The 22,867-nt window shown below is 71.9% G+C and carries 20 protein-coding genes; 13 read left to right on the top strand and 7 right to left on the bottom strand.

What is annotated here, in order from left to right; translation table 11 throughout:
* Positions 1-210 precede the first annotated feature (210 nt).
* The 8 genes from ltnD (at position 211) to AB0D99_RS34785 (ending at position 8,766) form a co-directional block, all read left to right on the top strand.
* The gene (gene ltnD, locus AB0D99_RS34820; RefSeq protein ID WP_362371932.1) at positions 211-1,125 is read left to right on the top strand and encodes an L-threonate dehydrogenase; all 915 of its coding nucleotides are present in this window, start codon (positions 211-213) and stop codon (positions 1,123-1,125) included.
* A gap of 1 nt (position 1,126) precedes the next feature.
* Positions 1,127-2,410, top strand: coding sequence for a 3-oxo-tetronate kinase (gene otnK, locus AB0D99_RS34815; protein WP_362371929.1), 1,284 nt, complete (start codon positions 1,127-1,129; stop codon positions 2,408-2,410).
* Positions 2,407-3,081, top strand: a complete 675-nt coding sequence (locus AB0D99_RS34810; protein WP_362371926.1) for an aldolase — start codon at positions 2,407-2,409, stop codon at positions 3,079-3,081. The genes otnK and AB0D99_RS34810 overlap by 4 nt, the downstream gene beginning before the upstream one ends.
* Positions 3,082-3,134: 53 nt before the next feature.
* Positions 3,135-4,442, top strand: coding sequence for an MFS transporter (locus AB0D99_RS34805; protein ID WP_362371923.1), 1,308 nt, complete (start codon positions 3,135-3,137; stop codon positions 4,440-4,442).
* Positions 4,443-4,520: 78 nt separating this feature from the next.
* Positions 4,521-5,351, top strand: a complete 831-nt coding sequence (gene otnI, locus AB0D99_RS34800) for a 2-oxo-tetronate isomerase (protein ID WP_362371920.1) — start codon at positions 4,521-4,523, stop codon at positions 5,349-5,351.
* On the top strand, positions 5,348-6,394 hold the full coding sequence (denD, locus tag AB0D99_RS34795) for a D-erythronate dehydrogenase (RefSeq protein WP_362371917.1): 1,047 nt from the start codon (positions 5,348-5,350) through the stop codon (positions 6,392-6,394). The genes otnI and denD overlap by 4 nt, the downstream gene beginning before the upstream one ends.
* A 10-nt stretch (positions 6,395-6,404) precedes the next feature.
* On the top strand, positions 6,405-7,163 hold the full coding sequence (locus AB0D99_RS34790; RefSeq protein WP_362371914.1) for a FadR/GntR family transcriptional regulator: 759 nt from the start codon (positions 6,405-6,407) through the stop codon (positions 7,161-7,163).
* Positions 7,164-7,323: 160 nt separating this feature from the next.
* Positions 7,324-8,766 carry a GuaB1 family IMP dehydrogenase-related protein gene (locus AB0D99_RS34785; protein ID WP_362371911.1) on the top strand — a complete coding sequence of 481 codons (1,443 nt, stop codon included), beginning with the start codon at positions 7,324-7,326 and terminating at the stop codon, positions 8,764-8,766.
* Positions 8,767-8,839: 73 nt separating this feature from the next.
* On the opposite strand, the gene AB0D99_RS34780 is transcribed toward AB0D99_RS34785, so the two are convergent.
* Positions 8,840-9,829, bottom strand: coding sequence for a GDSL-type esterase/lipase family protein (locus AB0D99_RS34780; protein WP_362371909.1), 990 nt, complete (start codon positions 9,827-9,829; stop codon positions 8,840-8,842).
* A 355-nt stretch (positions 9,830-10,184) separates the two neighbouring features.
* Between AB0D99_RS34780 and AB0D99_RS34775 the strand changes: the two genes are divergently transcribed.
* Together AB0D99_RS34775 and AB0D99_RS34770 are read left to right on the top strand one after the other, a co-directional pair.
* On the top strand, positions 10,185-11,666 hold the full coding sequence (locus tag AB0D99_RS34775) for an amino acid permease (RefSeq protein ID WP_362371906.1): 1,482 nt from the start codon (positions 10,185-10,187) through the stop codon (positions 11,664-11,666).
* A 10-nt stretch (positions 11,667-11,676) separates the two neighbouring features.
* Positions 11,677-12,132 (top strand): Lrp/AsnC family transcriptional regulator, encoded by a 456-nt coding sequence (locus tag AB0D99_RS34770; RefSeq protein WP_362371903.1) that lies wholly within the window; start codon positions 11,677-11,679, stop codon positions 12,130-12,132.
* Between the two features lie 94 nt (positions 12,133-12,226).
* On the opposite strand, the gene AB0D99_RS34765 is transcribed toward AB0D99_RS34770, so the two are convergent.
* Positions 12,227-12,772, bottom strand: coding sequence for a Repetin (locus tag AB0D99_RS34765; RefSeq protein ID WP_362371900.1), 546 nt, complete (start codon positions 12,770-12,772; stop codon positions 12,227-12,229).
* A 274-nt stretch (positions 12,773-13,046) separates the two neighbouring features.
* Between AB0D99_RS34765 and AB0D99_RS34760 the strand changes: the two genes are divergently transcribed.
* Both AB0D99_RS34760 and AB0D99_RS34755 read left to right on the top strand, forming a co-directional pair.
* A complete protein-coding gene (locus AB0D99_RS34760; protein WP_362371897.1) occupies positions 13,047-13,853 on the top strand; it encodes a carbon-nitrogen hydrolase family protein in 807 nt (268 codons plus the stop codon).
* A gap of 55 nt (positions 13,854-13,908) precedes the next feature.
* Positions 13,909-15,606 carry an NAD(P)/FAD-dependent oxidoreductase gene (locus tag AB0D99_RS34755; protein ID WP_362371894.1) on the top strand — a complete coding sequence of 566 codons (1,698 nt, stop codon included), beginning with the start codon at positions 13,909-13,911 and terminating at the stop codon, positions 15,604-15,606.
* Between the two features lie 120 nt (positions 15,607-15,726).
* Here AB0D99_RS34755 and AB0D99_RS34750 read toward each other — a convergent pair whose 3' ends face one another.
* From AB0D99_RS34750 to AB0D99_RS34740, 3 genes are all read right to left on the bottom strand, one after another.
* Positions 15,727-16,407 (bottom strand): DUF5995 family protein, encoded by a 681-nt coding sequence (locus tag AB0D99_RS34750; RefSeq protein WP_362371935.1) that lies wholly within the window; start codon positions 16,405-16,407, stop codon positions 15,727-15,729.
* A gap of 175 nt (positions 16,408-16,582) precedes the next feature.
* Positions 16,583-17,983: a solute carrier family 23 protein gene (locus AB0D99_RS34745; RefSeq protein ID WP_362371891.1), complete on the bottom strand. Its 1,401-nt coding sequence runs from the start codon at positions 17,981-17,983 to the stop codon at positions 16,583-16,585.
* Positions 17,984-18,092: 109 nt separating this feature from the next.
* Positions 18,093-19,316, bottom strand: coding sequence for an MFS transporter (locus AB0D99_RS34740; protein ID WP_362371888.1), 1,224 nt, complete (start codon positions 19,314-19,316; stop codon positions 18,093-18,095).
* Between the two features lie 104 nt (positions 19,317-19,420).
* Between AB0D99_RS34740 and AB0D99_RS34735 the strand changes: the two genes are divergently transcribed.
* A complete protein-coding gene (locus AB0D99_RS34735; protein WP_362371885.1) occupies positions 19,421-20,578 on the top strand; it encodes an ROK family transcriptional regulator in 1,158 nt (385 codons plus the stop codon).
* Between the two features lie 91 nt (positions 20,579-20,669).
* Here the strand turns inward: AB0D99_RS34735 and AB0D99_RS34730 are convergent, their stop codons facing one another.
* A complete protein-coding gene (locus AB0D99_RS34730) occupies positions 20,670-21,917 on the bottom strand; it encodes a serine hydrolase domain-containing protein (RefSeq protein WP_362371883.1) in 1,248 nt (415 codons plus the stop codon).
* Between the two features lie 85 nt (positions 21,918-22,002).
* Entirely contained in the window at positions 22,003-22,770 is a 768-nt protein-coding gene (locus tag AB0D99_RS34725) for an SDR family oxidoreductase (protein WP_362371880.1), read from the bottom strand.
* Positions 22,771-22,867: the final 97 nt, after the last annotated feature.

The following is a 22,867-nucleotide window of genomic DNA, read 5'->3' as shown; positions in this document are numbered from 1 at the left end:
GCCCCCCCTGTACCTGGTCCCGGCCCCCCCGCCCCCGGGGGGGGTTACGCCTCTGACAGGCGTACCGCCGCCGTCCGCGTTGTGCGCCGCGCCACCGGCTGCGATGTGACGGGCATCACTGTGGACTGGTCTGCTTCCTCAGGTCATCATATGACCCGATCACCTTCCGAGGTCGGAGTCCCGGAAGGCACAGCGAGACGAGGTAGGGGCATGAACGACCAGGACAGGCCGGCACGTCCGCGCGTCGGTGTGGTGGGACTCGGGGCCATGGGCCTCGGGATGGCCCGCAGTCTGCGGGCGGCCGGGCACGACGTCGCCGTCCACGACCTGCGGCCCGACGTCGCCGAGGGCTTCGCCCGGGACGGCGGGACGGCCTACGCGACCTCGGGCGACCTGGCGGACGCCGTGGACGTCCTGATCGGCGTCGTCGTCGACGCCGCGCAGGTCGAGTCGGTGCTGTTCGGCGCCGACGGGGCGGCCGGCCGGCTGCGTCCGGGCGCCGTCTTCGTGATGTGCTCCACCGTCGACCCCGCCTGGTCGGAGGAGCTCGCGGGCCGCCTCGCCGAGCGCGGCGTGCTCTACCTGGACGCCCCCGTCTCCGGCGGCGCCGCCCGTGCCGCCGTCGGCGAGCTCACCATGATGACCTCCGGCCCGACCGCGGCGTACGCGCTCGCCGACCCGTTCCTGGAGGCCATGAGCACCACGGTCTACCGCCTCGGCGAGCGTCCCGGAATCGGCTCGAAGGTCAAGATCGTCAACCAGCTGCTCGCCGGTGTGCACATCGCCGCGGCGGCCGAGGCGATGGCGCTGGGCATCAAGGCCGGCGTCCCCGCCGAGGCGCTCTACGAGGTCATCACGCACAGCGCGGGCAACTCGTGGATGTTCGAGAACCGCATGGCGCACGTCCTCGCCGGCGACTACACACCGCTGTCCGCCGTCGACATCTTCGTCAAGGACCTCGGGCTCGTCCTCGACTCCGCCCGCCCCGAGCGCTTCCCGCTCCCGCTCGCCGCCACGGCGCACCAGATGTTCCTGCAGGCGTCGGCGGCCGGTTTCGGCCGCGAGGACGACAGCGCGGTCATCAAGATCTTCCCCGGCGTCGACCTGCCGAAGGCGGAGGGCTGACATGACCGTCCGACTGGGCTGCATCGCCGACGACTTCACCGGCGCCACCGACCTGGCCAACAACCTGGTGCGCGCGGGCATGCGCGTCGTCCAGCTGATCGACGTACCGCCCGCCGGGTCCGGACACGACGTGGACGCCGACGCCGTCGTCATCGCCCTCAAGTCGCGGACCGTCCCGGCCGCCGAGGCCGTCGACGCCTCGCTGCGGGCCCTCGCCTGGCTCCGCTCCGCGGGCGCCGAGCAGATCTACTTCAAGTACTGCTCCACCTTCGACTCGACGCCGGCGGGCAACATCGGGCCGGTCACCGAGGCCCTGATGGACGCGCTGGGCACCGACTTCACCGTCGCCACCCCCGCCTTCCCCGACAACGGGCGCACGGTCTTCAAGGGCCACCTCTTCGTCGGAGACGTCCTGCTCGCCGCGAGCGGGATGCGGAACCACCCGCTCACCCCGATGACCGACTCCAACCTGGTCTCCGTACTCGCCGCCCAGACCACCCGGCCGGTCGGCCTCGTCGACCACGCCGTCGTCGCGGGCGGCACCGAGGCAATCCGCTCCCGGATCGCCGAACTGCGGGCGAACGGAGTCGCCACGGCGATCGTCGACGCCGTCTCCAACGACGACCTGGTGCGCATGGGAGCGGCACTCCAGGACATGCCGCTGGTGACCGCAGGCTCCGGGCTCGCGATCGGTCTCCCCGCGAACTGGGGATTCCGGCCGTCGCCCGCCGCCGCCCGGCTCCCGAACCCGGCCGGGCACCGCGCGGTCGTCTCCGGATCGGTCTCCGAGGCGACCAACGGCCAGGTCGAGGAGTTCCTGAAGAGCGGTCGCCCCGCGTTCAGCGTGGACCCCCTGCGGATCGCGGCGGGCGAGGACGTCGCCGGGCAGGCGCTGGCCTTCGCCGAGGCGCACCTCGCCGACGGTCCCGTCCTCGTCTACTCGACCGAGACCCCCGACAGCGTCCGCGCCGTCCAGGGCCGCCTCGGCGCGGCCGAGGCCGGGGAGCTCGTGGAGCGGACCCTGGCGCGCGTCGCCCAGGGTCTCGTGGAGCGCGGAGTCCGCCGCCTCGTCGTCGCCGGCGGCGAGACCTCCGGGGCCGTCGTCCAGGCGCTCGGCCTCACCGGGCTGCGCATCGGACCGCAGATCGACCCCGGTGTGCCGTGGTGCGCCGCCGCCCTGCCCGACGGGGAGACGCTCCACATCACCCTCAAGTCCGGAAACTTCGGCGGCCCCGGCTTCTTCACCGACGCGTTCGCCCTCCTCGAATCGGAGGAGGCCGCGTGACCGGGCTGCGTGACAGCGCCGCGGACGCGGCGCGCGCCGAGATCGTCCGGGTGGGCACGAGCCTGTTCGCCCGCGGCTACGTCCACGCCAGCGCGGGCAACATCAGCGCCCGGGTCGGCGACGGCCACCTGATCACGCCCACCGACGCCGCGCTCGGCTTCCTCGAACCGGAGCGGCTCGCCCTGGTCGACGCCGACGGCGAGCAGGTGGCGGGTGACCGTGCCAGCAAGACGCTGACCCTGCACCGGCGCATCTACGAGGCCGACCCCACGGCCCGCTTCGTCCTGCACACCCACTCCACGCACCTGGTCGGGCTCACCCTGGCCGGCGTGTGGCGCCCGGACGACGTGCTCCCGCCCCTCACCCCGTACTACGTGATGAAGGTCGGGCACGTCCCGCTCATCCCCTACCACCGGCCCGGCGACCCGCGCGTGGCCGATCTGGTGGCGGCCGCGATCGCCGACCGCGCCGCTCGTGCCACCCCGATCAGGGCCGTGCTCCTCGACCGTCTCGGCCCCGTCGTCTGGGGTCCGGACGCCGCCACCGCCCTCGCCGTCCTCGAAGAACTCGAGGAGACGGCACGCCTCTGGCTCATGACCGACCGTCGCCCTGAGCCACTCGCCGATCACGCGATCGACGAACTGAGGTCCACGTTCCGAGCAGCGTGGTGACCAGCGCTCCACCCGTCAGAGAATCCCCTGAGCCGCTTACGAAGGATTCCGTCATGTCCCTACCCGCGACGACGGCAGAGGCCCCCGACCTCGCCCGCGAGAACGCCGTCTTCCGCAAGGTCGTGCGCCGCATCGTCCCCTTCCTCATCCTCTGTTACGTCTTCTCCTACCTGGACCGCGTCAACGTCGGCTTCGCCAAGCTGCAGATGTCCGAGGACCTCGGGTTCAGCGAGGCGGCGTACGGCCTCGGCGCCGGCCTCTTCTTCATCGGGTACTTCCTCTTCGAGGTCCCCTCGAACCTGATGCTCCAGCGCATCGGCGCCCGGACCTGGATCGCCCGCATCATGATCACCTGGGGCGTGGTCTCGGCGGGGTTCATGTTCGTCACGAACGAGACCACGTTCTACGTGCTCCGCTTCCTGCTCGGCGCAGCCGAGGCGGGCTTCTACCCCGGCGTGATCCTCTACTGCACGTACTGGTTCCCCTCCTACCGCCGTGCCCGGGTCATCGCCCTGTTCATGTCGGCCATCCCCGTCGCCGGCATCTTCGGCAACCCGCTGTCCGGCTGGATCATGGACCGGTTCCAGGGTGTCAACGGCTGGCAGGGCTGGCAGTGGATGTTCCTCCTGGAGGCGCTCCCCGCGCTCGCCATCGGTGTGGCCACGCTGTTCTACCTGGACGACGGCGTCCGTGACGCCAAGTGGCTCAGCGAGGAGGAGAAGGACATCGTCGAGCGGGCGATCGCCGAGGACTCCGCCCACAAGTCGGTGCACGGCCGGGTCCTGGACGCCTTCCGGGAGCCCAAGGTGTGGCTGATGTGCCTCATCTACTTCTGCTTCGTGATGGGCCAGTACGCGCTGACCTTCTGGATGCCCACCTTCGTCCAGTCGACCGGCATCGAGGGGAACCTCGCGATCGGCGTGCTCAGCGCCGTACCGTTCCTCGCCGCGCTCGTCGCGATGAACGTCTTCGGCCGCTCGGCGGACAAGCGCCGCGAGCGCCGCTGGCACCTGGTGATCCCGAGCCTCATGGGCGCCGTCGGCTTCTCGCTCGCCGCCGGCTGGTCCGGGTCGACGGCCCTGTCCCTGGTGGCGCTCTCCTTCGCCGCGGCCGGCGTGCTGACCTGCGCGCCGCTCTTCTGGTCGCTTCCCACCGCGTTCCTCGGCGGCACCGCCGCGGCGGCCGGTCTCGCCGTGATCAACTCGGTGGGCAACCTCGCCGGCTTCGTCAGCCCGTACATGATCGGCGCGCTCAAGGACGCCACCGGTTCGACCTCGATCCCCATGTACGTCCTGGCGCTCAGCCTCGTCGTCGGCGCCGCCGCCGTACTGACCACGAACAAGCAGGTCGTCAACCGCTGACGGGACGCGCCCGCCCCGACCGGCCGGATCCGGTCCACCGCTCGGACCGGATCCGGCCCTTCCCCCACAGGAGTCACCATGCCGAGGTTCGCTGCGAACCTTTCCATGATGTACACCGAGCACGACTTCCCCGACCGCTTCGCCGCGGCCTCGGCCGACGGCTTCCAGGCCGTCGAGTACCTCTTCCCGTACGCGTACGACGCCGCCGACCTCCGCCGCCGCCTCGACGATCACGGTCTGCGGCAGGTGCTCTTCAACGCACCCCCGGGAGACTGGGACGGCGGCGAGCGCGGAACAGCCGCGCTGCCCGGCCGTGAGCGGGAGACGCTCGACGGCATCGACCGGGCGCTGGAGTACGCGGCCGCGCTGGCCTGCCCACGGGTCCACGTGATGGCCGGACGCGTCCGGCCCGACGCGACCCCCGCCGAGCTCGCCGCGCACCGCGACACGTACCTGGCCAACCTCGCCCGCGCCGCGGAGCGGGCCGCGGCCGCGGGTGTCGACATCCTCGTCGAGCCGATCAACGGCCGTGACATGCCGGGCTACCTCCTGAGCCGGCAGGCGGACGCGCACGCCGTGGTCCGGGAGGTCGGCGCCCCGAACCTCAAGGTCCAACTGGACCTCTACCACTGCCAGATCGTCGAGGGCGACCTCACCACCACCCTGCGCCGCGACCTGCCCACCGGCCGCGTCGGCCATCTGCAGATCGCCGGCGTCCCGGACCGCCACGAGCCCGACGAGGGCGAACTCGACATCCGCCATCTGTTCGGCGTCATCGACGCGACGGGCTTCGACGGATGGATCGGCTGCGAGTACGTCCCGCGCGCCGGCACCAGCGAGGGACTCGGCTGGCTGAAGAACCTCCCGCACGACGAGAACCACCGGAACCACCGAGGAGACCACGCATGAGGATCGTCATCACGGGTGGCTTCGGCTTCCTCGGCCGGCAGGTCGCCCGGGCCCTGCTCGACGCGCGGACGTTCCGCGGTACGCCCATCGAGCGGCTGGTACTCGCCGACCGGTTCGTGCCCGACGCCTCGCCGGAGGCGGCGGACCCGCTCGTCGACGTCGTCCGGGGCGACCTGACCGACAGTCTGGGCGAGCTGTTCGCGAAGCCGGTCGACGTCGTCGTGCACCTGGCCTCCGCCGTCTCCGCCGAGTGCGAGGCCGACTTCGACCTCGGCATGGGTGCCAACGTCGACACCACCCGCGCCCTGCTCGAAGCGGCCCGCGCCCAGTCGGCCGCCGGCGGGCCGCCGGCCCTGGTGGTCTTCTCCAGCAGCGTCGCCGTCTACGGCTCCGATCCCGCGCTGCCGTTGCCGCCGGTGGTCTCCGAGTCGACCCTGCCCACCCCGCGGTCCTCCTACGGCGTCCAGAAGTTCGTCTGCGAGCAGCTGGTCGCCGAGTACACCCGCCGCGGTTACCTCGACGGCCGCGTCACCCGTCTGATGACCGTGTCCGTCCGTCCGGGCAAGCCGAACGCGGCGGCCTCGGGCTTCCTGTCCGGCATCGTCCGCGAGCCGCTCGCGGGGCTGCCGGCGAACTGCCCGGTCGACCCCGGGCTGCGGGTCGCCCTGGCCTCGCCGCGCCGCACGGTGGAGGGCATCCTCCGCGTCGCCCAGGCCGAGCGCGGTACGGGCCCCGGCGAGCTCGAAGGCCACCTGCCGGTCAACCTGCCCGCGCTGACGGTCACGGTCGCCGAGATGCTGGCCACGCTGCGCCGGGAGGCCGGTGACGCAATCGCCGACCTGGTGACGATCGCCCCCGATCCCGCCGTCGAGTCCCTCGTCGGATCGTGGCCCGCCGCCTTCGACAACACCCGCGCCGCGGCCCTCGGTCTGGAGCCCGACCCCGACTTCGCGGCCGTGGTACGGGACTACGTCGCCGACCACGCCGACGCGATCGCCCCCTCCCTGCCGGCCGACCCGGGCGACGGGGTTCCGCGCCGATAGACTGATGACCATGTTTTCCAAGGTGAGCGGTCCGGTGCGGCTCGCGGACCGGGTGGCGGCGATGCTCTCGGAAGAGATCGAGTCCGGGCGCATCGCCGAGGGCGACAAGCTGCCGACCGAGGTCGAGCTGGTCAAGCAGCTCGGCGTCAGTCGCACGGTGGTCCGCGAGGCCGTGTCCAGGCTCCGCAACGCCGGACTCGTCGAACCGCGCCAGGGCCTCGGCGTCTTCGTCCTGCCGCGCCGCACCCGGCCGCTCGACCTGGAGTCCGAGGCCGCCGCGACCAAGTCCAAGGTGCTCCAGATCGTCGAGGTGCGCCGCGCCATGGAGGGCGAGGCGGCCGCGCTCGCGGCCGCCCGCGCCACACCGGACGACATCGCCCGGATGCGCGCGGCGCTCGACGCGATCGACGCCGCGGTCGCGGCCGGCGGCGACGGCGTCGACGAGGACCTCTCCTTCCACCAGTCCATCGCCGAGTCGACCGGCAACGCCGTGATGGTCTCCACGGTGCGGTACCTCGGCGAGGTGGCGCGCAGCGGCATCCGGATCACCCGGGCGAACGAGGCGCGCCGGGACGACTTCATCGAGGACGTCCGCCAGGAGCACCACGCGATCCTGGCCGCCGTCGAGTCGGGCGACGCCGAGGCGGCGAGGGAGGCCGCGCTGCGCCACATGCGGCACGCGGCCACCCGCTTGCAGGACGCGGACGAGCGTTTCTGGACGCAGACCGAGGACGTCGACGTGGTCGCTCTGGACACCCCGGCGCCCTGACGCGCCCGGTGCATTCGTGTGATCCCACAAGGTCGCTCCCGCGAGCCTCGGAGGAAACGCCCGGGTCTGGTATTCGTACGGACGTGGGACAATGAACTACGTGCTTTTTCCCCTGGCTGAAATGCCTAGGGGCCGATCCGAACGACTGGGATGTCAGCACGTGCGTTTCCTCAATGACGTCAAGCCGCCCTACGACCTGACGTACGACGATGTCTTCATGGTGCCGAGCCGCTCGGCCGTGGGTTCCCGCCAGGCGGTGGACCTCGCCTCGCCGGACGGTACCGGTACGACGATCCCGCTGGTCGTCGCCAACATGACCGCGATCGCCGGCCGCCGCATGGCCGAGACCGTCGCCCGCCGCGGTGGCCTCGTCGTCATCCCCCAGGACATTCCGATCGAGGTCGTCACCGACGTCATCTCGTGGGTGAAGAGCCGCCACCACGTCCTGGACACCCCGATCGTCCTGACGCCGCACCAGACCGTCGCCGACGCGCTCTCGCTGCTGCCCAAGCGGTCGCACGACGCCGCCGTCGTCGTCGACGAGGACCGCCGTCCGGTCGGTGTCGTCACCGACGCGGACCTGTCCGGCGTGGACCGCTTCACCCAGCTCTCCGAGGTCATGTCGAAGGACCTGCTGCTCCTCGACGCCGACATCGAGCCGCGCGACGCGTTCAACACGCTCGACCACGCCAACCGCCGCTACGCCCCCGCCGTGGACAAGGACGGCCGTCTGGTCGGCATCCTGACCCGCAAGGGCGCGCTGCGCGCGACCCTGTACACCCCGGCCGTCGACGCGAACGGCAAGCTGCGCATCGCCGCCGCCGTCGGCATCAACGGCGACTTCGTGGGCAAGGCCAAGCAGCTGCTCGACGCGGGCGTCGACACGCTCGTCATCGACACGGCCCACGGCCACCAGGAGTCGATGGTCTCCGCGATCAAGGCAGTCCGTGCCCTCGACCCGCACGTCCCGATCGTCGCCGGCAACATCGTCGCCGCCGAGGGCGTGCGCGACCTCATCGAGGCCGGCGCGGACATCATCAAGGTCGGCGTGGGCCCCGGCGCCATGTGCACCACGCGCATGATGACCGGCGTCGGCCGCCCGCAGTTCTCCGCCGTCCTGGAGTGCGCCGCCGAGGCGAAGAAGTACGGCAAGCACGTCTGGGCCGACGGTGGCGTCCGCCACCCGCGCGACGTCGCCATGGCGCTCGCCGCCGGCGCCTCCAACGTCATGATCGGCTCGTGGTTCGCCGGGACGTACGAGTCCCCGGGCGACCTCCAGCACACCGCCGACGGGCGCCCCTACAAGGAGTCCTTCGGCATGGCCTCGGCCCGCGCCGTGCAGAACCGCACCAGCGAGGAGTCGGCCTACGACCGCGCCCGCAAGGGTCTCTTCGAGGAGGGCATCTCGACCTCCCGGATGTTCCTCGACCCGGCCCGTCCGGGCGTCGAGGACCTGATCGACTCGATCATCGCGGGCGTCCGCTCCTCCTGCACCTACGCGGGCGCGGCCTCGCTGGCCGAGTTCGAGGAGAAGGCCGTGGTCGGCATCCAGAGCGCCGCCGGCTACGCCGAGGGCAAGCCGCTGCACGCCAGCTGGAGCTAGGTCCATCGACCCGCAGCAGGGCCCCGCGAGACCTCTCGCGGGGCCCTGCCCCGTTCTCCGGCCCGTCGCGGGCTCAGCCCCCGACGTGCGGACGCAGGGCGTCCGCGACGGCCGCCGCCATCCGCGCGTGGCCCCGGTCGTTGGGGTGCAGTCCGTCCGCCAGGTCCTCGGGATCGAGCAGGGAACGCCCGGAGAGCACCAGAAGCCGTGCGTCGCCCTGCGCCACCAGGTCGCGGCCCGCCTCCTCCATGGCCCCGCGCAGGTCTTCCAGCGTGGCCCCCAGGACGTTGGGGGTGGTCTCGGCCTCCGGGCGCAGCACGGGGGAGAGGACCAGCAGCGGGGCGTCGGGGTGGCCGCGGCGCACGAGTCCGACGTAGGCACGGACCGTCTCGTACAGCCAGCTCGCCGAACAGGGCGCCCTGGACCAGCAGTTGGTGCCGAAGGCGAGGGTGACGAGCTCGCCGGGGAGGCTCGCCAGCTGCTCGGCCAGCGGCAGCTCCCCGCGCGCTCCGCCCGCGTAGCCGAGATTGACCGTGTCCAGGCCGAGGCGTCGCCCCGCCGTCGCCGGCCAGGAGTGCGCGGGCCGGGTCGACCACCAGCCCTCGGTGATCGAGTCGCCGTGCACCAGCCACCGCGGCCGCCGGGGCGCGGGGGAGAGGGCGCCGTCGCGGGCCCGGAGACCGAGCACCACCGGGGCCTGGCTCTCCGGCAGATGGACCGCGAACGTCCCTCCGTCGGGCGGGAGTTCGAGCGCGATCGTGGCCTCCTCGGCGGGTTCCGTGAAGGTCTCGCCCAGGCACCGGTCGTCCCGCCACAGGGCGAAGCAGTGCCGCAGGGCCCGCAGCGCGTCCCCGGTGCCCGGGACCGCGGCGCGGTAGCGCAGCTCCACCGCCCGGGTGCCGGGCGCGGCCGCGAACTCGACCCGTACCCCTATGGGCAGCGCGGCCCGCTCGGCCGTGTCCCAGGGGAGCCGCGCCAGATCGGCGGGGTCGGCGCGGACCGCGCGACCGCCGTCGAGCCAGGCCGTGCCGCGCAGATAGGGAGAGGGGTCCAGCCAACCCACCTAAGCCTCCGATCGGGGTGCCGCAGAGGGCTCGCAGAGTCGGTCATCCGGCACGAGGAGTCAATGCGCGCGGCGCGTGTGCCTCACACCCCGCTTATCGCCTCAATGTGCCGATTCATGCGGTGGGGCGCAATGTTTCCCCGTCCGGGCCGCGAGAGCGCAATGATCATCTGCCAGTGCGCAACAACCCTGCATTACGAGCGCGAAGCGCGGGGGCTTAGGCTCATGCCTCGTACCAGGAGTGGCGGCGACCGTCTGCTCGGCGGTCCCCCCTTCCCTCGCGGGCTTCTTCGTCATGCCCGCGTACCGCCGTGGTCGTCGCATTTCGACAGGCAGCGATCAAGGAGCCTTCGCAGTGCTGGATCAAGGCACGGCCGCACCGGCCACCGAGCCGACCGTCCCCAAGACCTCAGGGCTCTCCGCCCTGATGCGGCGTAAGCCGGTAGAACGCCTGGTCGCCGAGGGTGGCCAGGGCGAGGGCGGCTCGCTCAGGCGTTCGCTCTCGATGTGGCAGCTGACCATGATCAGCATCGGCGCCACGCTCGGCACCGGCATCTTCGTCGTCCTCGGGGACGCCGTTCCGAAGGCCGGCCCCGCGGTCACGATCGCCTTCGTCATCGCCGGTCTCACCGCTCTCTTCTCCGCCCTCTCGTACGCCGAGCTGGCGGGCTCGATACCGGTCGCCGGTTCCTCGTACTCGTATGCGTACGCAACGATGGGCGAACTCGTCGCCTGGATCTGCGGCTGGTGCCTGGTCCTGGAGTACGGCGTGTCCGTCGCCGCCGTCGCGGTCGGCTGGGGCGAGTACCTCAACGAACTGCTCGACGGCACGATCGGCGTCACCATCCCCGACGTGCTCTCCTCCGCCCCCGGTGAGGGCGGCATCGTCAACCTGCCGGGTCTGATCGTCGTCCTGCTCGCGATGGTCTTCCTGCTGGGCGGCGCCCGTGAGTCCGCCCTGGTCAACACCATCATGGTCTTCGTGAAGATCGCGGCGCTCGTGCTCTTCTGCGCCATCGGCTTCATGGGCTTCAAGTCCGGCAACTACGCCGACTTCATGCCGCTCGGCATGGCCGGCGTCAGCGCCGCCGGAGCGAGCCTCTTCTTCTCGTACATCGGCTTCGATGCCGCCTCCACCGCCGGTGAGGAGGCGAAGAACCCGAAGCGCGACCTCCCGCGCGCGATCATGCTCTCGCTGCTCATCGTCACCGTCCTCTACGTCCTGGTCGCGGCCGTCGCCGTCGGCGCGTGGAACTGGAAGGACTTCGAGGGCTCCGAGGCCTCGCTCGCCGCGATCATGAACGACGTGAGCGGCCAGAAGTTCTGGGGCACCCTGCTCGCCGCCGGCGCCGTCATCTCGATCGCCAGCGTCGTGCTGACCGTCCTCTACGGCCAGACCCGCGTGCTCTTCGCGATGTCCCGCGACGGCCTCGTGCCCAAGGTCTTCGGCAAGGTCAGCGGCAAGACCGGCACCCCGCGCGTGAACACCGTCATCGTCTCGCTGTTCTGCGCCGCCCTCGCCTCGGTCATCCCGCTGGGCAAGCTCGTCGACGCCACCAGCATCGGCACCCTGTTCGCCTTCGCCCTGGTCAACATCGCGGTGATCGTGCTGCGCCGCACTCGCCCGGACATGGACCGCACCTTCCGCGTGCCGCTGGGCTGGACCTTCCCGATCCTCGGCTTCGGCTTCTGCGTCTACAACATGTTCAGCCTGGACTCGATCACCTGGGTGGTCTTCGGTTGCTGGATGGCGGCGGGCCTCGTGTTCTACTTCCTGTACGGCATGCGCCGCTCCCGCCTGGCCACCGACGTCGTGGCCACCGACGCAGAGAAGTGATCCACCCGTAGTGCGACTCAACGACCTCGACGAACGCATCGTCCACGCCCTCGCGGAGGATGCCCGTCGCTCCTACGCCGACATCGGAGCCCTCGTCGGGCTCTCCGCGCCCGCCGTCAAGCGGCGCGTGGACCGGCTGCGGGCCGAGGGCGCCATCACCGGCTTCACCGTTCGGGTGGACCCGGCGGCGCTCGGCTGGGAGACCGAGGGGTTCGTCGAGATCTACTGTCGCCACAACACCTCGCCGGACGACATCCGGCGAGGTCTGGAGCGCTACCCCGAGGTGGTGTCCGCGTCGACCGTCACCGGCGACGCGGACGCCGTCGTCCAGGTCTTCGCCTCCGACATGCGCCACTTCGAGCGCGTCCTGGAGCGGATCGCGGGCGAGCCGTTCGTGGAGCGCACCAAGTCGGTCCTGGTGCTGTCGCCACTGCTGCGACGCTTCTCCTCCGGCTCGCCCGCGTAGCGGGTGCCCCGGCCCCGCGGGCCTCGGAAGGACGGTGTCGGTGCGGGCCGTGGTTCCCGCACCGCACTCCGCCCGCCCACCCCCGTGGGGCGGTCTACTCGGTCGGGTACTCCGGCTGCCAGGGCAGCACCCTGAAGTCGCCCGTGCCGGTCCTCGTCCTCTCGAACGGCGCCGGGCTGTGGCACGGAGGCACGTCGCCCTTCTCGGGATCCTGGGTCACCCAGCTGTAGCCCAGACGGTCGTGCTTGCCCAGGTCGTGCACGGAGACGCCCACGCGGCGGTCCTTGAACCGCCCCAGGTCGGTCTCGACGACCCTGCCCGTCACCGTGGCCACCTTGCCGCCCGTGACCAGACAGTCCACCTTCACCACGGCGTAGCCGCCCCCGCCGTCCTTGTAGTGGCTGAACCGGAAGGTGCCGGTCGCCGCCTCCGGGTTCATGTTGTCCTTCGCCGCGAGATGGGCGTCGAAGGAGAAGGTGACGTCGTCGCTCGCCACCCGGTAGATCTTCGCGCTGCCGGTCAGCGCGGCCGCCTCCCGGCTGCCGCCCCTGCCGTCCCCGGAGGCGACGGCGGAGCCCGTGGCCCCGGCGGTGATCAGCGCGGCGGCGGCGAGGGCGGCGATCTTCGTACGGCGGTTCATTCTCGGTCCTTTCGGCAGGTCAACCGGGCAAGGACCACTCTTCCGCCAGGACCGCCGCGAAACGTCGCGCGGAGGAACGGTCCTCCTCTCCGCCGTACGGCGGGGAAGCCCTACGACCCTCGTCGGAGCCCCGCGCAACGAATCGCCGCCCCGGTCGGAGATCGCGCAACGGTTCGACGGTCGGTCCGCAACGGTCGCGCCTTGTCCCGGTCGAGCCCGGAACCGTACCGTTTTTGACGTCTCCCCCCGTGTTCCGGACCCTTGAGGATCGCCCATGCCCGCGCTGCGCACCGCCCTGCTCCAGAGCTCCGGTGAGCTCGGTGACGTGGCCGCGAACCTGAAGATCCTCGACGAGGCCGCCGCCCGTGCGGCCGAGGCCGGCGCGGGGCTGCTGCTCGCCCCCGAGCTCTTCCTCACCGGCTACGCGATCGGCGCCGACATGGCCCGTCTCGCCGAGCCGGCCGACGGTCCCTCCGCCCGCGCCGTCGCGGCCGTCGCCGCGCGCCACGGCCTGGCCGTCGGCTACGGCTACCCGGAGCGCGACACCGAGCAGCACGGGGTCCTGTACAACGCCGCCCAGCTCATCGGCGCCGACGGCGGCACCCTCCTGCGCTACCGCAAGACGCACCTCTTCGGCGACTTCGAGCACCACTGGTTCACGCCCGGCGACGAGGCCGTGGTCCAGACGGAGCTCGGCGGGCTCAAGGTCTCCCTGATGATCTGCTACGACGTCGAGTTCCCCGAGAACGTAAGGGCGCATGCCCTGGCCGGTACCGACCTCCTCCTCGTACCGACCGCGCTCATGCACCCCGCCGAGGTCGTGCCCGAGTCCGTCGTCCCCGTGCGCGCCTTCGAGAACCAGCTCTACATCGCGTACGCCAACCGGACCGGCCCCGAGGGCGACTTCGAGTTCGTGGGGCTCTCCACGCTCGCCGCCCCGGACGGCACCGCCCGGGTCCGCGCCGGCCGAGGCGAGGACCTCGTCCTCGGTGACGTGGACCCCGCCCTCCTCGCGGCCTCGCGCAAGGACAACCCGTACCTGCGCGACCGGCGCCCCGGGCTCTACGGCTCCCTCGTCTGAGCCGCCCCCCACTCTTCCCGCTCTTCCCCGCTTTCCCGCAAGGAGTCCGTACCCCATGACGTCCACGGTGCCCACGACCGCCGTCCCGCACAGCGACGGCCAGCCGCCGATCACCATGTTCGGTCCGGACTTCCCCTACGCCTACGACGACTTCCTGGCCCACCCGGCCGGTCTGGGGCAGATACCGGCGACCGAGCACGGCACCGAGGTCGCCGTCATCGGCGGCGGGCTCTCCGGCGTCATCGCCGCCTACGAGCTGATGAAGATGGGCCTCAAGCCCGTCGTCTACGAGGCCGACCAGATCGGCGGCCGGCTGCGCACCGTCGGCTTCGAGGGCACCGGCACCGAGGGTCTGACGGCGGAGATGGGCGCGATGCGCTTCCCGCCGTCCTCGACGGCGTTCCAGCACTACATCGACCTGGTGGGCCTGGAGACGGAGCCGTTCCCCAACCCGCTGGCCGAGTCCACGCCGTCGACCGTCGTCGACCTCAAGGGCGAGTCGCACTACGCGCAGACCGTGGACGACCTCCCGCAGGTCTACCGCGACGTGATGAACGCCTGGAACGCGTGCCTCGAAGAGGGCGCCGACTTCTCCGACATGAACCAGGCCATGCGCGAGCGCGACGTCCCGCGCATCCGCGAGATCTGGTCCACGCTCGTCGAGAAGCTGGACAACCAGACCTTCTACGGTTTCCTGTGCGAGTCGGAGGCGTTCAAGTCCTTCCGGCACCGCGAGATCTTCGGACAGGTCGGCTTCGGCACCGGCGGCTGGGACACCGACTTCCCCAACTCCATCCTGGAGATCCTCCGCGTCGTCTACACCGAGGCCGACGACCACCACCGCGGCATCGTGGGCGGCTCCCAGCAGCTGCCGCTGCGCCTGTGGGAGCGCGAGCCGGAGAAGATCGTCCACTGGGCGCAGGGCACCTCGCTCTCGTCCCTGCACGAGGGCGCCCCGAAGCCGGCCGTGACCCGGCTGAACCGCACCGCCGGCAACCGGATCACCGTCACGGACGCCTCCGGCGACATCCGTACGTACAAGGCGGCGATCTTCACCGCCCAGTCCTGGATGCTGCTCTCCAAGATCGCCTGCGACGACTCGCTCTTCCCGATCGACCACTGGACCGCGATCGAGCGCACCCACTACATGGAGAGCTCGAAGCTCTTCGTGCCGGTCGACCGGCCGTTCTGGCTGGACAAGGATGAGGAGACCGGCCGCGACGTCATGTCGATGACGCTGACCGACCGGATGACCCGCGGCACCTACCTCCTGGACGACGGCCCGGACAAGCCCGCCACGATCTGCCTCTCCTACACCTGGTGCGACGACAGCCTGAAGTGGCTGCCGCTGTCCGCGAACGAGCGGATGGAGGTGATGCTGAAGTCGCTCGGCGAGATCTACCCGAAGGTCGACATCCGCAAGCACATCATCGGCAACCCGGTGACGGTGTCCTGGGAGAACGAGCCCTACTTCATGGGCGCCTTCAAGGCGAACCTGCCGGGCCACTACCGCTACCAGCGCCGCCTGTTCACCCACTTCATGCAGGACCGGCTGCCGGAGGACAAGCGGGGCATCTTCCTCGCGGGCGACGACATCTCCTGGACGGCCGGCTGGGCCGAGGGCGCCGTGCAGACCGCGCTGAACGCCGTGTGGGGCGTCATGCACCACTTCGGCGGCTCGACCGACGCCACCAACCCGGGCCCGGGCGACGTCTACGACGAGATCGCCCCGGTGGAGCTCCCGGAGGACTGATCCCGGCGCGCGTTCAGCCCCGGTGATGACTCGGACCGGCCCCCGTGGAACTTCCCGGGGGCCGGTGCCGTTGGGGGAGTGGGGCGGACAGCACCGGTGTGCGAGCGGCCGCGAGAGTGGTCAGCCGTGCCGTGCGAGCGGCGTCAGCAGCATCCGCCCCACCAGACCCACCGACCGGTCGAGGCGTTCCCGGAACTCCTCGGCCAGGTCGGGCAGCTCCCGCAGCTGCCAGAGCGAGCGGGCGGCGAGCCAGGCCCCGTCGCGGGCCCGGTCCAGGCTCCAGCAGCCCAGCAGATGGGTCAGCGGGTCCGTGATCTCCAGCAGGTCCGGGCCCGGCATCACCTCCTCGCGGATGCGCTCCTCCAGGAGCACGAGGATGTCGCCGACACGGTCGAACTCGTCCTCCAGGTCCCCCGGCGCGCACTCCAGCTCCCGGCAGGTGTCGACCACGGCGAGGGCGAGGTCGTGCCCGATGTGCGCGTTGATCCCGGCCAGCGCGAACTGCAGCGGCCGCACGCCGGGGTGGCGCCGGTAGTGGAAGAGCGGCCGCCAGCAGGCCGGCGCGGGGGCACCGGTGGAGACGGCGTCGACCACGGCGAGGTAGCGCTCCGCGAAGCGGACGTCGAGCGTGGTGGCCGCCCGCCGGTCGCCGAAGGTGCCCGCGTCGATGGCGTGGCCGATCTCCTCCGTGACCGTGAGGTAGACGCGGTTGAACACGGCGACGCCGTCGGTCGGGTGCCAGGCCGAGCGGATGCCGCGCATCCGCTCCACCACGGGGTCGACCGCGGTGAACTGCCCGATCCGGCCGGGGCCGCTCCGACCGGGCTGGTCAGGGCCGTGCTGACCTGGGCCGTTCCGAGCGGAGCCGGTCTGCCGGGTGCCGAGCTGCTGGGTCTGAGCCATGGGGGCAGCGTCCCAGCAGCCGGTCCCGGGAGGGAACGTTCGGGGCGCGGCTTCCCCAGAACGGGCGAATCGCCTACGACTTGGTGGCGGACTCGTCGTCCATGCTGCCCTCGTACGAGCTGGTGCCTGAGTCGAGCAGCGGTTCCTGCTGCTTCAGGTGGGCCGGGGCGAACGCCCGCAGCACGTGGTAGCCGGTGATCACGACGATCGTGCCGAGCGCGATGCCGCCGAGCTCGAAGGTGTCGGTGAAGGTCAGCTTCACCCCGCCGACGCCGATGATGATGCCCGCGGCGGCCGGCACCAGGTTGAGCGGGTTGCGCAGGTCGACCTTGGCGTTGATCCAGATCTGGGCGCCGAGCAGGCCGATCATGCCGTAGAGGATCACGGTGATGCCGCCGAGCACACCGCCGGGGATGGCCGCCACGACCGCGCCGAACTTGGGGCAGAGGCCGAAGAGCAGCGCGAACCCGGCCGCGGCCCAGTAGGCGGCGGTGGAGTAGACACGGGTGGCCGCCATGACGCCGATGTTCTCGGAGTACGTGGTGTTCGGCGGGCCGCCCACGGCGGTCGACAGCATCGAGGCGGCGCCGTCGGCCGCGATCGCGGTGCCGAGCTTGTCGTCCAGGGGGTCACCGGTCATCTCCCCGACGGCCTTGACGTGACCGGCGTTCTCCGCGATCAGGGCGATCACGACGGGCAGGGCGACGAGGATCGCCGACCACTCGAAGCTGGGCCCGTGGAGGGAGGGCAGGCCGATCCAGTCGGCCTGGGAGACGCCGGAGAGATCGAGCCGCCAGTGATCGGTGACCTCACCGCTCGGGGAGATCGAGTGGATCTTGCCGAAGACCAGGTCGAAGATCCAGGAGACGGCGTAGCCGAAGACCAGGCCGAGGAAGATCGCGATGCGCGACCAGAAGCCGCGCAGACAGACCACGGCGAGCCCGGTGAAGAGCATGACCAGCAACGCCGTCCACTGGTCCTGCGGCCAGTAGGTGCTGGCGGTGACCGGGGCGAGGTTGAAGCCGATCAGCATGACGACGGCGCCGGTGACGATCGGGGGCATCGCCGCGTGGATGATCCGCGCGCCGAACCTCCGTACCGCCAGACCCGCGAGGAACAGCACCCCGCCGACCACGAACACCGCACCGGTGACGGTCGCGCTGTCACCGCCGGAGGCCCGGATGGCCGCGGCCACACCGACGAAGGAGAGCGAACAGCCCAGATAGCTGGGGACCGTGCCCCGCGTCGCGAGCAGGAAGATCACCGTCGCGACGCCGGACATCATGATGGCGAGGTTGGGGTCGAGGCCCATGAGCACGGGCGCCACGAACGAGGCGCCGAACATCGCGACCACGTGCTGGGCGCCGAGGCCGGCCGTACGGGGCCAGGAGAGCCGCTCGTCCGGCCGGACCACGGCTCCCGGAGCGGGTGTCTTCCCGTCGCCGTGCAGGGTCCAGCGCACGCCGAGGTCCATGGGGTCGCTCCAGTTCTCCGGTTCCGGCGGCCCCGCCGAGGCCGCAAAAGATCAGCCACATGGTAATGCGCCGCTGGTCAACGACGTTCCGCCGCCATGTCCGCGAGCGCTACGAGACCTTCCCCGAGCTCGTCGCGGGGCTCGCGCTCGCGGTCGCGGCGGTGCTCGCGGGGCGGGACCCCTGGCGCAGCACACCGGCCCCGATCACCAGGCCGAAGGCCAGCACGGTGACCAGGCCGAAGGAGAACATGAGGGAGGTCGCGTCGGCGATGCCGCCGATCGCCGACGGGGCGATGAGACCCGAGGTGTACGTGATGGTGGCGACGCCCGCGATGGCCTGACTGGGGTTGGGGCCGCTGCGGCCGGCCGCGGCGAAGGCGAGCGGTACGACGACGGCGACCCCGAGTCCGATGAGACCGAATCCGGCCATCGCGACCGCCGGATGCGGGGCGAGGACCACGAGCAGCCCGCCGACCGTCGCGGCCACGCCGCCCACCCGTACGGTCCGCACGGCGCCGAACCGGTCCACCACGCGGTCTCCGACGAGCCGGGCGACGGCCATGGTCAGCGCGAAGGCGGTGGTGGAGGCCGCGGCGACACCCGCCGACGAGCCGAGCTCGTCGCGCAGGTAGACCGCCGACCAGTCCAGGCTCGCGCCCTCGGCGAACACTCCGCAGAAGCCGATGGCACCGATGATCAGGGCGGACTTCGGGGGCAGCGAGAAGCGCGGCGGCGGCTCCTCGTCCGGGGCGCTCTGCAGATCGAGGACGCCCTGGCAGAAGACGAGGCCGAGCGCGGTCAGGACGAGGGCGGCGACGAGGTGGTGCAGGCGGGCGTCGGTGCCGACGTGGGCGGCGAGGGTGCCGGCGGCCGAGCCGAGGAGCGCGCCCACGCTCCACATGCCGTGCAGGCTCGACATGATCGACGTGCCGAGGCGGTTCTCGACCTCGACGCCGAGCGCGTTCATCGCCACGTCGGACATGCCGGCGGTGGCGCCGTAGACGAAGAGCGCGGCGCAGAGCCCGTAGATGTTCGGGGCGAGGGCCGGCAGGGTCAGGGACAGCGTCCAGAGCACGAGCAGTCCGCGCAGGGCGGTGCGGGCGCCGAAGCGGTGGCTGACGGCGCCGGCCAGCGGCATGGCGAGCGAGGCGCCGACGGCCGGGAAGGCGAGGGCGAGTCCCAGCTGCCCCGCGCTCACGTCGGCGTGGTCCTGGATCCACGGGATGCGGGTCGCGAAGCTGCCGGTGACGGCGCCGTGGACGCAGAAGACGGCGGCGACGGCGAACCGCGCCCGCCGCAGCCGCTCGGTACCGAAGACGGTCTCGCCCGTCATGTGTGCCCTCCCTGGTTGACGTCCGCCGTAAACTATCAGGAACCCTGCCTGATAAATAGAGCGGCGGGAGAGGCCCCCGTACGTGAGTCTGAGAGGATCCCGGTATGCCCGCATCCCCGAGCACCGCCCGGGCCATCAACGACCGGCTCGCCCTGCGACTGCTCCAGGACGAAGGGCCGTTGACGGCGACTCAGCTGAAGACGCTGACCGGCCTCTCCCGCCCCACCGTCGCCGACCTCGTCGAACGGCTCCAGGGCTCGGGACTCGTCCGGGTGGTGGGGGAGTCCGGCGCCGAGCGGCGCGGCCCGAACGCCAAGCTGTACGGGATCGTCGCGGACCGCGCGCACCTCGCCGCCCTCGACGTACGGACCGATTCCCTCTCGCTCACCGTCGCCGACCTGCTCGGTGCCACGCTCGCCGAGGCTTCGGCGCCGATCGACGGGGAGCACGGGACCGGGCCGGCCGTCGAGAAGGCCGTCTCCCTGCTCGAAAGGACCGCGAAGTCGGCCGGGGTGGAGCGGCTGCACAGCGTCGTCGTCGGCGCGCCCGGCCTGATCGACCCGGCCACCGGCGGTCTCCGTGACTCGGCGAAGCTGCCCGAGTGGCACCGCAGTCTCATCGACGCCCTGCGGGAGCGGCTTCCGGCGACCGTGCTCGTCGAGAACGAGACCAACCTCGCCGCGGTCGCCGAACAGCGCGCCGGAGCCGCCCGCGATCGCGACACCTTCGTCCTGCTCTGGCTCGGCCAGGGCGTCGGCGCTGCCGTCGTGCTGGACGGCAGGCTGCGCCGCGGGGCCTCCGGCGGCGCGGGTGAGATCGGCTTCCTGCCGGTGCCCGGCACCTCGGGGCTGCCCTCGGCGACCGGCTGCGACGGCGGCTTCCACGAGCTGGCCTGCGCGGCCGCCGTGGCCGCCCTCGCCGTCGAGCACGGCCTGGACCCGGCCGACGCGCTCACCTCGGGACACGACGCCTTCCTCGACGCCCTCGCCGGCCGCCTCGCCGTCGGGGCCGCCGCCGTCGCCTCCGTCCTCGACCCGGGCTGTGTCGTCCTCGGCGGCGAGACCGGCCACCGCGGCGGCCGGGAGCTCGCCGCCCGCGTCGAGGCCCGGCTCGCCGCCCTCTCGCCGTTGCGCACCGAGGTCCGCGCCACCGGGCTCGGCGACACGGCGGTCCTCAGGGGCGCCCTCCTGGCCGCCCGTGACGCCGCGCAGGACGAGCTCTTCGGCCCGCCGGAGCACGGCGGCCACGGACGGCACGGCTAGCCGGTTCCCCGAGGCGTGTCCCGGGCCCCGGTCGTGCGTCTCGGGCCCGGCCGTGCGTCTCGGGCCCCGGCCGTGCGTCTCGGGCCCCCGGTCAGACGATCGTCAGCGGGGTGTCCGGGGCGAGTTCGGCGGCGATGAGCGTGGCGACGTCCTCGGCCGTGTTGCCGTCGGGCGTGTCCGCCGTCTTGGTCGTCGAGACCGCGATGGCCAGGCGCTCGGAGGGGAGGTACGCCTGGATCGCCGCGTAGCCGGAGAACGACGGGTTCTGGACCAGCCAGGTGTTGGCCACGATGATGCCCAGGCCGAAGTGCGCGGCCTCGGTCTGCTTCAGGCAGATCGTGGCGGGACACGTGGCCGTCGCGCCGCCCAGGCCGACCGTGCCCGGGTCGAGGAAGGTGCGGTACGAGCGGGGCGACAGGAGTTCGCCGCTGCCGATGGCCCGCGCCGAACGGGCCAGGTCACAGATGTTCGTGGTGATGACGGCGCCGGGCGCGGTGGTCCACGACGGGTTCCAGAAGGTCGACTCCTCGTAGATGCCTCGGTCGGAGGTGAAGGCGTGGAGGACGGGACTCGGGATGTCCGGGGTGAAGTTGTTCTGGGTGTTGCGGAGGCCGAGGGGACCCCAGATCCGCTCCTTCAGGAGTTCGTCGATCCGGATGCCGGTGATCTTCTCCAGCGCCTGGCTCAGCAGCTGGTAGTTGGCGTGGGAGTAGCTCCAGCTGGTGCCCGGCTCGTACCAGAAGGAGTGGCTGTACGGGAACGCCAGCAGCTCGTTCGGGGTCCACTGGCGGAACGGGTGGGGCACCAGTTCGGCCAGGAACGCCGGGTCCGTCACGTAGTCGTGGAGGCCCGTGGTGTTGGAGGCCAGCATCCGCAGGGTGATCTGTTCGGCCTTGGGGACGTCCGGCAGCCAGCGCTCCACGGTGTCGTCGAGCGAGACCTTCCCCTCCTCGACCAGCTGCAGGAGGGTGGTGCCGATGTGGGCGAAGGCCACGGAGCCGGCGCGGAAGTGCATGTCGGGCTGGGCCGGGACCCCGGTCATGGACTCGCCGAGCGCGTCGGTGAGGACCTCGCGCCCGTCGAGGGTGACCTTGAACTCGACGGAGTTCAGCTTCAGGTCCTTCTTGGCCTTGCGGGCGATGTCCAGGACCTTGCGGGCCTGGCCGTCCAGGGGGCGCTCGGTCCGCACGCAGTCGCGGTCGCCGTGGTGGCCGGGGCCCTCGGCGGACGCGGGCGCGGCCGAGGTCTGGAGGGTGGCGGCGACGAGGGCGGCGCAGAGAAGCGCGCCGCGGGCGCGCCCACGCCTGTGCGGGCGCGTGGGGGAGGGGGTGCGTGTCATGCCCGCACTATGGCCGGAAGGTCATGGGCGATTCGCCCGAACACTCCGAGAAGCCGCAAACCGTCCCTGACTGGGGCAGAACGGATCAGCCCGAGGGTCGGTCATGAGCTCCGCCGTCGTCGAACCGGGCCGACAGGAACTCCTCGAAGGTCACCCGGCCCACCGCCGACTCGGGGGCGAGATGACCTCCGTGGCGCAGACCCCGGTAGACCTTGCCCGGCAGGGGGACCTCGACGATCCTCCGCTGTCGGCCGCTCGCCCGCAGGTACGCCGCGGCCAGCTCGGCGAACGTACGGATCTCGGGGCCGCCCATGTCCGCCACCCGCCCGGCCGGCGGGCCCGCCGCCAGCTCGGCGAGACGGTACGCCGCCTCGGTGACCTCCATCGGCTGGTCCCGCACGGCTTTCGGCAGCAGCATCACCGGCGGCTTCGCCAATCCCTCCAGGAGCCGCAGGACCAGGTCGTGGAACTGGGTGGTCCGCAGGATCGTCCAGCCGAGACCGGACTGCTGGATCAGCCGCTCGACGGCGTACTTCGCGCGGTAGTAGCCGAGCGGCACACGGTCGACGCCGACGATCGAGATGTACACCAGGTGGGGCACCCGGGCCCGGTGCGCGGCCTCGATCAGCACCCGGGCCGCCCGCTCGTCGTGGCGCACGATGTTCGAGCAGTGGACGACGGCGTCCGCGCCGTCCACGGCCCGGTCCAGCAGCGGGCCGCCCCGGCGCAGGTCGACGGCGTACGGCGGCGAGTGCCGGCTGAGCACCCGTACCTCATGGCCTTCCGCGCGCAGCTTCTCGCAGACGGGTCCGCCCAGGGTGCCCGTGCCTCCGGTCACCAGGATCGTGGTCATGTCTCCAGCCTGGACGCCTTCGCCGCGGCCCGCACACGCGGGGCCCCGCGCACGCGGGGGGGGGGCCCCGCCGCGGCCAAGGGCCAGGGGTAACCCC

This window comes from Streptomyces sp. NPDC047971, from assembly GCF_040653355.1.
Taxonomy (GTDB): Bacteria; Actinomycetota; Actinomycetes; order Streptomycetales; family Streptomycetaceae; genus Streptomyces.
This window is presented reverse-complemented; position numbering and strand designations above follow the sequence as displayed.

Excerpts from the sequence above, each read along its gene's own strand:
- AB0D99_RS34755 (WP_362371894.1), top strand. The coding sequence starts at position 13,909 with ATGACGTCCACGGTGCCCACGACCGCCGTCCCGCACAGCGACGGCCAG.
- otnI (WP_362371920.1), top strand. The coding sequence starts at position 4,521 with ATGCCGAGGTTCGCTGCGAACCTTTCCATGATGTACACCGAGCACGAC.
- denD (WP_362371917.1), top strand. The coding sequence starts at position 5,348 with ATGAGGATCGTCATCACGGGTGGCTTCGGCTTCCTCGGCCGGCAGGTC.
- AB0D99_RS34790 (WP_362371914.1), top strand. The coding sequence starts at position 6,405 with ATGTTTTCCAAGGTGAGCGGTCCGGTGCGGCTCGCGGACCGGGTGGCG.
- AB0D99_RS34765 (WP_362371900.1), bottom strand. The coding sequence starts at position 12,772 with ATGAACCGCCGTACGAAGATCGCCGCCCTCGCCGCCGCCGCGCTGATC.
- AB0D99_RS34805 (WP_362371923.1), top strand. The coding sequence starts at position 3,135 with ATGTCCCTACCCGCGACGACGGCAGAGGCCCCCGACCTCGCCCGCGAG.
- AB0D99_RS34730 (WP_362371883.1), bottom strand. The coding sequence starts at position 21,917 with ATGACACGCACCCCCTCCCCCACGCGCCCGCACAGGCGTGGGCGCGCC.
- otnK (WP_362371929.1), top strand. The coding sequence starts at position 1,127 with ATGACCGTCCGACTGGGCTGCATCGCCGACGACTTCACCGGCGCCACC.
- AB0D99_RS34725 (WP_362371880.1), bottom strand. The coding sequence starts at position 22,770 with ATGACCACGATCCTGGTGACCGGAGGCACGGGCACCCTGGGCGGACCC.
- AB0D99_RS34760 (WP_362371897.1), top strand. The coding sequence starts at position 13,047 with ATGCCCGCGCTGCGCACCGCCCTGCTCCAGAGCTCCGGTGAGCTCGGT.
- AB0D99_RS34745 (WP_362371891.1), bottom strand. The coding sequence starts at position 17,983 with ATGGACCTCGGCGTGCGCTGGACCCTGCACGGCGACGGGAAGACACCC.
- ltnD (WP_362371932.1), top strand. The coding sequence starts at position 211 with ATGAACGACCAGGACAGGCCGGCACGTCCGCGCGTCGGTGTGGTGGGA.
- AB0D99_RS34740 (WP_362371888.1), bottom strand. The coding sequence starts at position 19,316 with ATGACGGGCGAGACCGTCTTCGGTACCGAGCGGCTGCGGCGGGCGCGG.
- AB0D99_RS34735 (WP_362371885.1), top strand. The coding sequence starts at position 19,421 with ATGCCCGCATCCCCGAGCACCGCCCGGGCCATCAACGACCGGCTCGCC.